Origin of the sequence: Lactobacillus sp. UMNPBX17, assembly GCF_002553735.1 — a bacterium.
GTDB classification, from domain to species: domain Bacteria; phylum Bacillota; class Bacilli; order Lactobacillales; family Lactobacillaceae; genus Lactobacillus; species Lactobacillus gallinarum.
Map to the genome: position 1 here is coordinate 1 of NZ_PCYT01000045.1, position 13,757 is coordinate 13,757.

Here is a 13,757-nt window from a genome sequence, read left to right on the forward strand (position 1 = left end):
ATTTAAATAAAATTCAGCAAATTTTATATTTTAAACATTTCTTATAATTTATAAGTTTTTATTGATAGCATCAGGTCTAAGAGGCACTGGTGCTATTTGTATACGCTTAAAAATATTGACACGATTATCAAACTAGCTTATTCTAACTTTAAGTCAGAAAAGAATTGCTGAACTTTCTGATTTAAATGCTTTTTTGTATGGAGGAAATTATATTGAGAAAAATAAAATCTAGAATTACTAAGTCACTTTTTATCATGGGATTAATGGGCATGATTATGCTCTTAGCTTCCGCATGCTCAAATAAAAAAGGTGCAAAAACTAACTCTGACAAGGTTTCAATTGTGACTACAACTAATGTTTATGCAGATATTGCTAAGAATGTTGTAGGTAAGTACGGCAGTGTTCAAGCCATTATTAAAAACAGTGCAACTGACCCACACGATTTTGAACCAACAACTGCAGATGCCAAGGAATTGACTAAGGCTAACATTATCATAGCTAATGGCTTGGGTTATGACACTTGGATGAACAAGTTAGCTAGTTCAGTAAGCAAGAAACCAGTCTTGGTGGGTGAAGACTTAATGGGACTCAAGAAGGGCGACAACCCTCATATCTGGTATGATTTAGATATGCCAACCAAGTATGTTAACTACTTAGTTAAGCGTTTGTCTAAGTTAGACAAAAAACATGCAGCTTACTTTAAGGAAAATGGTGACAAGTACTTAGCTAAAGTTGCTAAGATCAAGCAAATTGCCAAGTCAACTGATAAGAAGAACAATAAGCCTGTTTTCGTTAGTGAACCTGTTTTTGATTACGGTTTAGAAGAAGCTGGCTACAAGATTGGCGACAAGGAATTTAAAGAAGCAATTGAAAATGGTACTGATCCAAGTCCTAAGACCATCAATAAGATGACTAATGAAATTAAGGATAAGAAGATCGCATTCTTTGTTAATAACACTCAAGCAAGTAGTTCAACTGTTAAGACTTTTGTTAAGCTTGCTAAGGAAAACGGTGTGCCAATACTTAACGTTCGCGAAACAATTCCAAATCATATGACTTACTTGGATTGGATGAGAGAAAATTACCAAAATTTAGCTAATATTAGCAAAAAATAGATAGAATTTAGCAAGTAAAGGGGATGCTAAATTGATTTTAGATGTGAATGATCTTTCAATGAGATTTGATACAAAGACCGTTTTTCAGGATATTAACTTTCATCTTGAAAAAGGATCAATGACTGCTCTCTTGGGACCAAACGGAACGGGAAAGACAACATTAATTAAGATTTTGATGGGGATGCTTACGCCAACTGATGGTAGCTATAATTTCTCATCAGATGTTAAATTAGGCTATGTGCCACAATTTAGAAATATTGATTCAGAATATCCACTTTCAATTCGTGCATTTATAGGTTTAAATGCACCACTTTTTAAAACAAAAAAGGTGAAAGATCAAATTGATCATCAATTGATTGAAACTCACTTAGATTCGATTAAGGATACTCGAATGGGTGAAGCTTCAGGAGGTCAAAAACAGCGTGCATATTTAGCTCAGGCGCTGCTGGATAGTCCTAATATGATTATCTTGGATGAAGCAACAGCGAGTCTTGATCCGGCGGCTAAGGAAGAATTAATGGGGCTAATCAAGCACCTTAATCAAGAACACAAAATTACGGTTTTGTTCGTTACTCATGATATTCCGTTAGCTAAAAAATATATGACTGATTACTTGTACCTTAACAAGGGTTCAATCAGACAAGGAAAGATGAGTGAGTTTAAGGAGGATTTCGAATAATGTTTCAATATGAATTTATGCGTTATGCCTTCTTAGCAAGTACATTTATTGCGATTACCTGTGGGGTCGTCGGAGTTTATGTTGTAGCACGCAGCTATGCATTTTTAGCTCATACTTTGTCAGAAATTGGCTTTGCGGGGGCAGCCTTTGCCGTGTTTATCGGTATTGCGCCGTTATGGGGGATGCTGCTCTTCACGTTATTAGGTTCGATTGGCGTTGGTGAATTGTCTTTGCATAGTGATCAAAAGGAATCTTCAATTAGTGCGATTTCTGCACTGTTTATTGGATTGGGTGTCTTGTTCCTAGCTATTTCAGGGTCTAACAGCCGTTATGCGACGAATATTTTGTTCGGTAGTATTATCGGCGTAGACAAGCAAGGCGTAATCCAATTGGTTGTTTTATCAGTTATCGTTTTGCTGATGATTTTGCTGGTTCAAAGGAACTTGAACTTTGATTCATTTGACCATATAGGTGCGATTGCGCACGGTGTGCATACTGGCTTAGTAGGAATTGTTTTCTTAATTTCTTTAGCTATGTCAGTTGCTATCGGCGCACAAATTGTTGGTTCATTGTTAGTATTTATTTTGCTAACATTGCCATCTTCAACGGCCCGTTATATTGGTCGAACAATTCCAGCGATGATTGCATGGTCGGTTTTCTTTGCCTTAATTGGTGTTTGGGCAGGTCTATACTTAGGTTTTATCACTAATTGGCCTGTCACATTCTTTATTGCTACAATCGAAGTAGTAATTTATCTGGTTGCTTATGGCCTCCATGTAGTTAAACATCGTTAATAGAAATAAAGCAGGTTGAGAAATTCAACCTGTTTTTTATTTGAAAAAGAAAAAGAACTACTCCATTCCGAGGAGTAGTTCTCAAATGATGTGAGAAATTTTACTTTCCATTAATTGTTATATAGTTTGTTGAGCAAAGTTGCAAGCAAAAATTTTAGAATTTGTAATAATTAATAAAATTTGAGTATTTGGTTTTAACTTTTGACTTATTTAATGATTAAATATACTACAAGATATTTTACGATAAAGGATGGGTTAGATGTGGATTAAGTTTGCGATTGCGTTGTTGCCAATCATTTGGTTGATTATTTCACTTGGTGTGATGCGCATGCCAGCTGCACGAGCTTGTGTAATTGGATTGGTATTAACAATTGTGCTTGCAATTTTTAGCTTTAAATTACCTGTTTTAGATACCATGACGGGAGCCTTAGAAGGGATCATCATGGGTATTTGGCCAATCATGTTCGTGATCGTGATGGCGTTATTCGCATACAATGTGACTACTGAGTCGGGCGGAATGAAAACCATTCAGAATATGCTGGCCACGATTTCAACTGATAAGCGTATTATCGTGCTAATTATCGCTTGGGGCTTTGGCGGCTTTCTTGAATCAATTGCCGGTTTTGGTACAGCAGTAGCAATCGCGGCAGGTATTTTGATTGCTTTTGGGTTAGATCCAATTAGAGCATCAGTAATTAGTTTGATTGCCAACACAACAGCAACAGCTTTTGGTGCAATTGGCTTGCCGATTTTAACATTAGCTGAAGTAACTAACTTGAAGCAAGAAAATTTATCTTTCATTGTAACTTTGCAATTATTTGTATTGGTAGTGTTAGTACCATTTATCCTGGTAATTTTGACAGAAGGCAGTATTAAAGCTGTAAAAGGCGTTGGCTTAATTACCTTGATGTCAGGACTAGGAATGGCTATTCCCCAGGTAATAGCTGCTAAATTTGTCGGTGCAGAATTACCTGCAATTGTAGGTTCTCTTTGCTCAATCGCTATTACGGTTTTGTTTACTAGATGGCATGAAGATGAGGAAGAATCTGATGTGGAGCGTCCAAGTACAAATGAAATGCTTAAGGCATGTTCACCATTTATCTTAGTCTTCATCTTCGTCATTTTTGCATCATCATTGGTAGCACCAGTTAACAATTTGCTTAGCAAGGTGACAACTAATTTGGTTGTTTATACGGGGAAAAATCCGAATACCTTGGCCATTAATTGGTTAAATTCTCCAGGAACTTTACTTTTAATTTCTACATTAATCGGGGGAACCATCCAAGGCGTTAGTTTTAAGAAAATGATGCAAATTTTAGGACAATGCATTAAGAGCGTGTGGAAGACCGCAATTACAGTTTGTGCCATTGTTGGTCTGGCTAAGGTAATGGTCTATGCTGGTATGACTGATGCGTTAGCTATTGCATTGGTAAGTTTGCTTGGCCCTGTTTACCCATTGTTTGCGCCGCTTATTGGGGCTCTTGGAACATTCTTAACAGGATCTGCTACTTCAGCTAACGTGCTCTTTGGTAACTTGCAACTGTCAGCAGCAGCGGACTTAGGCGTAAGCAAGTACTGGGTTGTTGCTTCAAATATGACTGGTGCGACAGCAGGAATGCTTTCACCACAGAACATTGCGGTAGCGACCGGTGCAATTCACCTCGAAGGTGATGAAGGTGAAATCTTGAAGGAAACTGTCAAATGGGGCAGTTTGTATCTTGTGATTTGTTGTATCTTCTTGTATGTAGTTGGTTTAGTTGCAGGTATGATTTAAATGAATCAAAGAATAAAATCTATTTTGCTTAGTATGCAAACACAGCCAGATATTACTGGTGATCCTGAAACAATGACAATAATTGATCATGCTTTGATTGAAATAGAACAAGATATTGATCTAAATAAGGTTGTTTTTAAATTAAATCAAGAGATTGATAATTATTCGTTGACGCATGATTTCAAGTTACCGTCAACGTTAACTAAGTTAAAAATTATGCTAGATGAAAATCCAAATAAATGGGCTGAAGCTGGTTTAACAGGCTCCGTTTAAAATAAAAAAGCTGATAATTCACGTAAAAATGAATTGTCAGCTTTTTCGATATAAATATTTTTTACTTCCCAATCAAGCTCTCGAATTCGTTCAATCTCTTTTCAAAAGTCTTGAAAGCATCTTCCAAATAATCAGGCTTGGTCATGTCAACGCCGGCACGCTTCATAATCTCAGTAGGATAGTCGCTAGAACCTGACTTAAGGTAGCCCAGGTATGCATCCCTGTCAGCCTGACCACCGTGCACAACCTTATTAGCCAAAGCTGTCGCAGCCGCAAAACCAGTCGCATATTGGTAAACGTAGAAGTTGTAGTAGAAGTGCGGAATCCGTGACCACTCAAGCGCAATATCGCCACCTGGTTCAACACTATCGCCGTAGTAGTGCTGGTTAATTTGACCATACACATCATCTAAAATATTAGCAGTCAATGGTTCACCCTTAGCATCTGCTTCATGGATAAATTGTTCAAATACCGCAAATTGAGTTTGACGGAACAAAGTACCCTTGAATGAATCAAGGTAGTAATTCAAGATGAATGCGCGTGTCTTAGGATCAGTAATATGGTCCAGGAAATACTCGGTCAAAATATTTTCGTTAGTAGTTGAAGCAATTTCAGCTACGAAGATTGGGTAATCACCATAGATGTAAGGTTGACTATGGCGGGTGTACCAAGAGTGAACTGAGTGCCCAGTTTCGTGAACTAAAGTATAAAGTGAATCGATATTGTCTTCCCAGTTCAAAAGCTCATATGGATCGGTGTCATAAGCACCACCAGAGTAAGCACCAGTAACTTTACCCTTAGATTCAACAGGGTCGATCACACGGTTATTAAAAATATAATCAACGTGCTTCAAGTAGTCTTCACCAAGTGGCTTCAAGGCTTCTTTAGCAACCTTTTTTGCTTCTTCAAAGTTATAAGACAAAGCAGGCTTACCAGTTAGTGGCACGTACATGTCCCACATTTGTAAGTCTTTAAGACCTAAAATCTTTTTACGCAATGCGACATAACGGTGGAGCAAATCAAGGTGTGAATCAACCTCTTTGATTAATGTGTCGTAGACTTCAACAGGCACGCCGTTATCAGCTAATGCGGCTTCTCGAGCTGAGTCATACTTGTGCATACGAGCGTTGTAGTTATGCTTTTTCACAACACCAGATAGAGTAGATGCAAGTGAGTTCTGGAATTGACCATAGCTTGCATAAAGCGTATCGAAGGCGCCTTTGCGCACGTCACGGTTTTGGGACTGAATCAATAATGAATAAAGACCATCGGATAATTGTTCCATGTTGCCGTCTTCGTCTTGCACGTAGCCATATTCCATGTCAGAGTTGGTTAAAACGTTAAAGGTGTTCTCGGACACGCTCATGGCATCCCCGGCATCAGCGATAATTTTTTCTTCTTCTGCTGGCAAGGTATGAGGGCGCTTATTAGTAATCATTTCCAAATAGTGGGCATAATCAGCTAATCTTGGTTCATCATTCTTAAATTGTTCAAACTTTGCGGCAGGGATGCTTAAAATCTCAGGATTAATAAAGCTGGTTGCTGCTTCAAATTGATTGGACAAGCTTTGCACGCGACTAACATAGCCCAAATAATGTGAGTTAGAAGTATCAACGTCGCTAGACATAGTGGCATAAACGTAAATATTTTCCACATCACGCTTAACTGCTAAAATCTTGGTTAAGCCCTCATATAAGTCTTTGCCTGATTTAGCCAAACTGCCCTTTAATTCACTTAGCTTAGCTACTTCGTCTTTTGCCTTGTCGTAGGCATTTTCCCAGTCCTGGTCTGTTTTAAAGATTCGGGTTAAATCCCACTTCATATTTTCTGGGACTTCGCTTCTTGTTGGAATCGCCATAAATTTTCCTCCATTAATTACATTTTGTATACATCATAATTCGATGTACAATGAAACACAAAAAATAAGTTATTATTAATTATAAGTAATTTTATTTTATCTAGCGATTAAAAGTGATACAAATTAACATGTATTAATTTTGAAGGGAAAAGATACAAAGAATGGACCAAAATCCAAAACGAAGAGAAGAATACCGAGCAAGACATTCCTCACTTAATCTCCACCGCAATCGTGCTTTTGCTGCAGACAGTTCTGCATTAAAAAGTGGTAATATGTTTGCACGCTTTATTGGCGTAGTCGCATTAGTGGTTGTTTGCTTTGGAGTAGCATGGGCTGCGCACATGTATTTCGCCATTCATAGTGCAGTTGATGGTAAGGGGGATAGCAATGTACCGGCTTCAGCTAAGATTGCTAATAGACAACCTATTTCTATCCTAGTGTTAGGTGTGGATCAAGGTATTGAAGGACGACATGATCGTGGTAATTCAGATACCATGATTTTAGCTACAGCTAATCCGCAAAAAAATACTGCAACGATGACCTCAATTCCGCGTGATACCTTAGCTGATATTAAGGGAGATCCGGGAGACGAATATTTCATGTTCAGGGTAAACTCTGCCTATGAAATTGGTGGTAGTCAATCCAGCATGAAGACTGTTTCAAGCATGTTAAATGTACCAATTGATTATTATCTAGAAGTGAATATGAAGGCATTGCGCAGCTTAGTTAATGCAGTAGGTGGCGTAGACGTTAATGTGCCGTTTGACTTTTCATATGATTGGTGTGATTTCCATAAAGGGAAGCAACACTTGAATGGTCGTCACGCTGTGGCTTATGTCCGTATGAGAAAAGAAGACCCACGTGGGGACTATGGTCGTCAACTTCGTCAACGCCAAGTAATTGAGGCGATTATGCATAAGGCCATGTCTGTTAATACGCTGAGCAATTATCGTAAGTTAATTGATATTTTTAACAAGTACGTGAAAACTAATTTGACCTTTAACGATATGCTTAGTCTTACTTTGAATTATCGTGGTTGTGCTAAGAATTTGAAGAGTGGCTACATTCAAGGTCATGATGCCTGGATTGATGGTTCTTCAATTCAAGTTGCTTCAACTGAAGAATTGCAGAAGGTTTCTAATAGAATTCGGAAGAATTTAGGTTTAGAAACTGAAACATTAGATAATGAAGAGACACGACAAAACGAATTGAATGACCAAAATAGTCATATCAAGTGGGACGATCCGCAACCATTTACTAATTATCGAATCTATGATCAAAATTCAGATAAGCCTACTGGTGGTTCTAATTCTGGTTATGGTAAGAATCCAAATGCTTCATCATCGTCAAATAGCAGCAGTTCTAGTTCATCATCAAGTAGTGGTGGCTGGAAGTTTCGATGGTAAAAATTAACAGCATCCCGATCTGGGATGCTGTTTTTGTAGGTGAAATATATTTTCTATGCTATAATACTTGTACAAAAAATTGTCAAAACTATGCGAAGGAGGATTATTATGCAAGCAGAGGCTTATTCAAACGTTAGAAATAATTTGAAGTCCTTTATGAAAAAAGTAAATGATGATGCAGATGCAATTATTATTACGTCTCGTAATGGTGAAGATAATTCTGTTTTAATGAGTCAAGATGAATACGATAATCTGATTGAAAATGCATATTTGCGTAGTTCTAAAGCCAATGTAGATCATATTATGAAATCGTGGGCTGAATTGAAAGCCGGCAAGGGAAAGGAACATAGCTGGGAGTAATGAAAGTTATTTGGTCCGATGAATCATGGAAAGATTTTGAGTATTGGCTTGATAATAATCAAAAAATTGTTAAACGTATTCGTAAGTTAATTCAAAATACTAGACGAACACCATTTGAAGGGATAGGTAAGCCAGAACCGCTTAAGGGAGATATGGCGGGATTATGGTCTCGACGGATTACTAATGAACATCGATTTGTATATTTTGTAAATGAAGATGGATTGAACATAGTATCTGTTCGCTTTCACTATTCCGATTAAAATTAACAGCATCCCGATCTGGGATGCTGTTTTTTGCTGATGTAAAATAAACTGAGAGGTGAGAAAGATGATTGGGACAATCGTGAACACATTAGCGTTATTAGTAGGAACGTCCATTGGCTGTTTAGTAAAAAAGGGGATTAACAAGCGTTACGAAGACGTTTTATTTATCGCAATGGGCTTAGCTGCTCTAGGCATTGGCTGGGAAAACGTGACCAACAACATGCCGAAGAGCCAGTATCCCGTTTTATTCATTGTCAGCCTAGCTTTAGGCGGTGTATGTGGAACCGCTCTTGATATTTCTGGACATTTTGATCGCTTAGTTGCTAAAACTGGCAAATCCAATTTAGGCAAGGGTCTTGCAACTGAAATTTTGCTTTGCTGTATTGGGGCACTTTCCATTGTTGGTCCCGTTATTGCAGCTGTAAAGGGCGATAACACCATGCTGTTCACTAATTCTACGTTGGACTTTGTAACGTCGATGGTCTTTGGTGCAAGCTTCGGCTGGGGGATGCTGGTTGTTGCTCCAGTTCTATTTTGCTGGCAAGGCAGTATTTATCTCGTCGCCAAGTTTTTATCAGCCAGCTTTTTTACCGGTCCACTTGTAACAGAAATTTCCATTGTTGGTGGCTTCTTAATTGCCTGTTCAGGTCTAGCTTTATTAAAAATTCGTGATGTAAAGACATTGAATTTTTTGCCTGCACTGCTAGTACCAGTTATCTTTTTTATTATTAAAGATGTAACGGGCCTATTTTAATTTGAATTAAATTTTCTGAAAATTTTGCCAGCCATACTATGGTTATGAATCAAGTTGTCTTTAATTCCCATTAGTTTAAAATCTGCATTTTGCGCAACGCGGGTGCTTTTACCATTTTCAACTGCAACAATTAAGTCAACGTATTTAAGATTTAACTCACTGAAGGCATATTTGCACACTTCACGTACGCTTTTAGTCATAATGCCTCGGCCTTGATATTTGCTAGACAGCCAATAGCCGATTTCGCCTTTTTGGTTGGTAATTAAATTATGCAAATCAATCATGCCGCAAGGTTCGCCGTTAACGAGAATAGTCAATACAATCATGCGCTCTTGAACCATGTTAGCTTGAATGGTTTTGATAAATTTAGCTTCATCAGCTGAAGATTTCATATTGTAGGCCCAGGGCAGCCACTTACCTAGGCTTTCTCGATCATGGGCGATTGCATGATAAAGATCAATTGCTTGCCAAGTTTGCGGCAATACTAAGTGAATATCTAAATCATCGATTTGGAAGTGGATTAATGAAAAATAGTAATGGATATTTTTATTCATTTTATCGTTTCTTTCTAAATACAAATTGAGTTATTGCAAGTATACTTAATTCATAATTAAAAGTCATTGCAAAGTTAGCTAAATTTTGCTAAGTTCGTAAAAGTTACTGCTTTTGTGTTGAAGGGAGAAAATTATGCAAAAAAAAGAATCAATATTTCCAGTCATTTATGGCATAATTTCCGCAATAATTGCTTTTATTGCCGTATTTTTTATTTGCCTGCACACTTTTAGATTAAATCTGCAATTGGCGATTATACTGGCAGGTATTTTTGCAATTTTCTTTTTTTGCTTGTCTTATTTTAGAGGGCATGCTTCAGTTGAAATTAAGCGCATCGTTTATAAATATAAGTTAACAGATCAAGAAGTGGCTAATATTACGGGGATGAAACCGAGCGATTTTCCAATTTATCACGATCGCTTGCAGTTGATTTTGCCTAAACGCTACTGGCCACGTGTACTTGATGCGCTGCAAAAGTATGAAAAAGAACAAGAATCTACAAATAATAGTTAGAGGGAAAAATGAGTTTATTAACTGTTAAAGACTTAAGTCAAAGCTTTATTGATAAGACTTTGTACGAAGATGCCAACTTTGTATTAAATAAGGAAGATCACATGGGGGTTACCGGTCAAAATGGGGTAGGTAAATCTACGCTAATTAAGATTTTGACAGGTGAGATTATTCCAGATGACGGTCAAGTTAAATGGCAAAATAAGATCGATGTAGGATATTTGGACCAGTACGCTAAGCTTGCACCAGGGGTAACCATTCGCGGCTTTTTGCGGACTGCTTTTGATGAGCTGTTTAAAAAAGAACAAGAATTAAATGAGTTATATACCAAGTATGCTGAAAATAGTGATAATCAATTGCTAGAAAAAGCAGGTAAGATTCAGACCTACCTAGAAGAGAACAATTTTTATGATATTGATACCGAAATTGAACAAGTTGCAGCTGGGTTGGGTTTAGCGGACCTCGGCTATGACCACGATGTTTCCAAATTATCAGGTGGTCAACGTTCCAAAATTATTTTGGCTAAGCTTCTTTTGCAAAGCCCTGATGTTTTGGTGCTAGACGAACCAACCAACTACCTGGACGTATCACATATTGATTGGCTAGTTGATTATCTGAACAACTTCTCTGGCGCCTTTATCGTAGTTAGTCACGACTATGATTTTTTAGGTAGAATTACCAATTGTATTATTGATATTGATTTTGGTACGATTACGCGTTATACCGGTACGTTGAAGCAAGCGCTGCGGCAAAAAGCGGCTAACCGTGAAACTTACCTTAAGGCATATGCTAACCAGCAACGCAAGATTGCTAAGACCGAAGCATATATCCGTAAGAACAAGGCTGGTACTCGTGCCAAGAGTGCGAAGTCACGTGAAAAGCAACTGGCAAGAATGGATATTTTAACCCCACCTAAAAACAACCGTCGGGCTAAATTCGAATTTCCATACGTGGCTACGGCTTCTAACTTGCTTTTACAAACGCAAGATTTAGTAATTGGTTATGATCATGCGTTAGTTAAGTCTGCCTTTAATTTCTCCGTTGGTGGCAACGAAAAGGTCGCAATCACTGGTTTTAACGGAATTGGTAAGACTACCTTGCTTAAGACGTTATTAGGACAACTCAAGCCAATTTATGGCTCGTATGAATTATCAGTAACGGCAAAATTAGCTTACTTCAAGCAGGATTTAGCTTGGCCAAATAATAATATGACGCCGCTACAATATTTGCAGGAAGAATTTGAACGCAAGAAGCCTAAGGAATTAAGACAGGCACTTGCTCGTATGGGTTTGACTGCGCAACAAGCGATGAGTCCATTGAAAGAATTGTCTGGTGGGGAACAGGAAAAAGTAAAATTAGCTAAGATGCAATTTGAACCAGCTAACTTGCTTTTCCTTGATGAACCAACTAACCACTTGGACAACGATACGAAAGATGCCTTGAGAAAAGCCATCGTCAATTTCCCAGGTGGAGTAATTATTGTTAGTCACGAACGAGATTTCTTCCATGGCGATTGGGTAGATAAGACTATAGATATTGAAACAATGAATTGAGGATAAAACTATGTCCGATAAGCACGATACTAAATTTTATCAGGAAATATTGGATATTTGTTTAACCGCTGGACGCTTAATGATTGAAGGCGGTAGTGAAATGTATCGGGTTGAAGACACGATGCTTAGAATTGCTCGGAACGCGGGTGCAGAAGATCCGCGTGTTTTTGCTACTCCTACTTGTGTATTTATGAGCTTAAATGGGGGTAACTTATCTCAAATGAAGCAAGTGCGAGATCGTAATATTAATCTGGAGTTAGTGGATCGTGTTAATGCATTATCGCGACAATTTGCAGCTAAGCAAATTGATTTACAACAATTGAAGGAAAAGATAGTCCAAGTAGCTAATGCTCCTTCTTTCCCTATGTGGTTGCAAGTAGTTGGTGCAGCAATTCTGAGTGCGACTTTGATGGTTCTGTTTATGGATAATTATGATTGGGTCGACTTTCCAGGAGCTGCTTTAGTGGGTGGTGTCGGTTTTTGGGCATATTGTGAATTTAAAAAGTACACTAAAGTTCGCTTTTTATCAGAATTAATTGCGGCGATGGTGATGGGACTTTTAGCAGTAGGCTTGAATTGGTTAGATTCACAGATGATCGTGGATAATATTTTGATTGGAGCGCTAATGACTTTGGTTCCAGGGCTTGCCTTAACCAATGCATTGCGAGATCTATTTATGGGTGATTTGCTATCTGGAATTGTAAGAATGTGTGAAGCCGTCTTAACCGCACTTGCTTTAGGTGGTGGAGTCGGAATGATCTTGAAATTCATGGGGGTATAACGATGCCTTTTTGGTTAGAGATAGTAATTAATGTTGCTTTTTCTTATATTGCTTCTGTAGGATTTGCGTTAACTATTAATGTCCCACATCGTGCGCTTAATTCATCTGGAATTAGTGGAGCAGTAGGCTGGATGGCTTATTGGTTTTGCTTTCGCTTAGGTATGGGCAGAATGGTTTCTAATCTGATTAGTGCATTTTTAATCGGAATTTTGGGATTATTTTTTGCTAGGAGAAAAAAATGTCCTGCAACGATCTTTAATATTCCTGCATTGGTACCGCTGGTGCCGGGGATGCCAGCTTATCAGGCCGTTCGTGCACTTGTAGCAGGCAATTATACACAAGGACAAGAGCTGATTTTGCGAGTGGCAATTGTTACTGCCGCAATTGGGTTAGGTTTCTTGTTATCTACGATGTGCATTGAAGCATTCTATAGAATAAAATATCGCCATTTTAAGAAGATAATGCTGTACATGAAACGTAAAAGATAGTACAATTCCTAGTTGACGAGTCGATTAATGAACGCGAGATGCGTATATTTATGAGATAGAGGACATCCGCCTTAAGTGGCAAGCACGGGAAGTGCTGATGGTGGACATACTGATGTGAACAGTTTAAATGTCCACATGTGCTTTTGCATGTGCCTTGAGTTGAAAAAGGACAAGCTTTCCATAAAGCTTGTCCTTTTTGTTTTGTTTAACTAATGTAAAGCGCTTGTCGACCTTGTTGGTCGTAACTCTGTTCTAATTTATGCCAGTTTACAGCTTGATTTTTAATGAAAAACGCCCGAAAATCCCCGTATTTTAATGCGGGGATGGATAGGGCCAAGCTGACCTAGCAGTCAGCTTTTTTTATTCTAAAAATAGAGACATACGTTCGACTTCCCTGTACAATATAAATATCTAATCTACAGAAGGAGGTGAAATCATGAAGAGAATGAGCAGCTTAGCCTATCATTTTGGCGTTAAGCTTCGCTTTTATCCTAGTTCTAAGCAAAAGAAAATCATTAAGTTGAACTATGATGCGCAACGCTTTGTCTACAACTCTTATGTAGGACGCAATCGAAGCAATTATCATGCTAAGCACTA

16 protein-coding genes are annotated in these 13,757 nt (G+C 38.1%); 14 read left to right on the forward strand and 2 right to left on the reverse strand.

What is annotated here, in order from left to right:
- Positions 1 to 197: 197 nt before the first annotated feature.
- The 5 genes from CP368_RS07295 to CP368_RS07315 all read left to right on the forward strand — a co-directional run bounded on the left by CP368_RS07295 (position 198) and on the right by CP368_RS07315 (position 4,635).
- Positions 198 to 1,115 carry a metal ABC transporter solute-binding protein, Zn/Mn family gene (locus CP368_RS07295; RefSeq protein ID WP_098045931.1) on the forward strand — a complete coding sequence of 306 codons (918 nt, stop codon included), beginning with the start codon at positions 198 to 200 and terminating at the stop codon, positions 1,113 to 1,115.
- A gap of 31 nt (positions 1,116 to 1,146) precedes the next feature.
- Positions 1,147 to 1,794, forward strand: a complete 648-nt coding sequence (locus tag CP368_RS07300; protein WP_025005879.1) for a metal ABC transporter ATP-binding protein — start codon at positions 1,147 to 1,149, stop codon at positions 1,792 to 1,794.
- Complete coding sequence (locus tag CP368_RS07305; RefSeq protein WP_025005878.1) at positions 1,794 to 2,588, forward strand: metal ABC transporter permease; 795 nt, start codon at positions 1,794 to 1,796, stop codon at positions 2,586 to 2,588. The genes CP368_RS07300 and CP368_RS07305 overlap by 1 nt, the downstream gene beginning before the upstream one ends.
- A 259-nt stretch (positions 2,589 to 2,847) precedes the next feature.
- Positions 2,848 to 4,362: an L-lactate permease gene (locus CP368_RS07310; protein WP_098044188.1), complete on the forward strand. Its 1,515-nt coding sequence runs from the start codon at positions 2,848 to 2,850 to the stop codon at positions 4,360 to 4,362.
- On the forward strand, positions 4,363 to 4,635 hold the full coding sequence (locus tag CP368_RS07315) for a bacteriocin immunity protein (protein ID WP_098044189.1): 273 nt from the start codon (positions 4,363 to 4,365) through the stop codon (positions 4,633 to 4,635). It begins immediately after the preceding gene.
- A gap of 61 nt (positions 4,636 to 4,696) precedes the next feature.
- Here the strand turns inward: CP368_RS07315 and pepF are convergent, their stop codons facing one another.
- Positions 4,697 to 6,493, reverse strand: coding sequence for an oligoendopeptidase F (gene pepF, locus CP368_RS07320; protein ID WP_098045932.1), 1,797 nt, complete (start codon positions 6,491 to 6,493; stop codon positions 4,697 to 4,699).
- A 161-nt stretch (positions 6,494 to 6,654) separates the two neighbouring features.
- On the opposite strand from pepF, the gene CP368_RS07325 reads away from it, so the two are divergent.
- From CP368_RS07325 to CP368_RS07340, 4 genes are all read left to right on the forward strand, one after another.
- Positions 6,655 to 7,899: an LCP family protein gene (locus CP368_RS07325; protein ID WP_098045933.1), complete on the forward strand. Its 1,245-nt coding sequence runs from the start codon at positions 6,655 to 6,657 to the stop codon at positions 7,897 to 7,899.
- Positions 7,900 to 8,007: 108 nt separating this feature from the next.
- Positions 8,008 to 8,259: a type II toxin-antitoxin system Phd/YefM family antitoxin gene (locus CP368_RS07330; protein ID WP_087176228.1), complete on the forward strand. Its 252-nt coding sequence runs from the start codon at positions 8,008 to 8,010 to the stop codon at positions 8,257 to 8,259.
- The gene (locus CP368_RS07335; RefSeq protein ID WP_087176229.1) at positions 8,259 to 8,519 is read left to right on the forward strand and encodes a Txe/YoeB family addiction module toxin; all 261 of its coding nucleotides are present in this window, start codon (positions 8,259 to 8,261) and stop codon (positions 8,517 to 8,519) included. Before CP368_RS07330 ends, CP368_RS07335 begins: the two co-directional genes overlap by 1 nt.
- Before the next feature lie 67 nt (positions 8,520 to 8,586).
- Entirely contained in the window at positions 8,587 to 9,276 is a 690-nt protein-coding gene (locus tag CP368_RS07340; RefSeq protein ID WP_087363582.1) for a DUF554 domain-containing protein, read from the forward strand.
- Here the strand turns inward: CP368_RS07340 and CP368_RS07345 are convergent.
- On the reverse strand, positions 9,273 to 9,830 hold the full coding sequence (locus CP368_RS07345; RefSeq protein ID WP_087363580.1) for a GNAT family N-acetyltransferase: 558 nt from the start codon (positions 9,828 to 9,830) through the stop codon (positions 9,273 to 9,275). The two genes, CP368_RS07340 and CP368_RS07345, sit on opposite strands and share 4 nt — an antisense overlap.
- A gap of 133 nt (positions 9,831 to 9,963) precedes the next feature.
- On the opposite strand from CP368_RS07345, the gene CP368_RS07350 reads away from it, so the two are divergent.
- From CP368_RS07350 to CP368_RS07370, 5 genes are all read left to right on the forward strand, one after another.
- Positions 9,964 to 10,341 (forward strand): hypothetical protein, encoded by a 378-nt coding sequence (locus tag CP368_RS07350; RefSeq protein WP_098036425.1) that lies wholly within the window; start codon positions 9,964 to 9,966, stop codon positions 10,339 to 10,341.
- Positions 10,342 to 10,349: 8 nt separating this feature from the next.
- Positions 10,350 to 11,891 carry an ABC-F family ATP-binding cassette domain-containing protein gene (locus CP368_RS07355; protein ID WP_087363579.1) on the forward strand — a complete coding sequence of 514 codons (1,542 nt, stop codon included), beginning with the start codon at positions 10,350 to 10,352 and terminating at the stop codon, positions 11,889 to 11,891.
- Positions 11,892 to 11,901: 10 nt separating this feature from the next.
- Positions 11,902 to 12,672, forward strand: coding sequence for a threonine/serine exporter family protein (locus CP368_RS07360; RefSeq protein ID WP_025005870.1), 771 nt, complete (start codon positions 11,902 to 11,904; stop codon positions 12,670 to 12,672).
- Positions 12,673 to 12,674: 2 nt separating this feature from the next.
- The gene (locus CP368_RS07365) at positions 12,675 to 13,160 is read left to right on the forward strand and encodes a threonine/serine exporter family protein (RefSeq protein WP_056945632.1); all 486 of its coding nucleotides are present in this window, start codon (positions 12,675 to 12,677) and stop codon (positions 13,158 to 13,160) included.
- A 436-nt stretch (positions 13,161 to 13,596) separates the two neighbouring features.
- Positions 13,597 to 13,757: helix-turn-helix domain-containing protein (locus tag CP368_RS07370; RefSeq protein WP_158227428.1), on the forward strand; the 161-nt coding region annotated here is incomplete at its 3' end.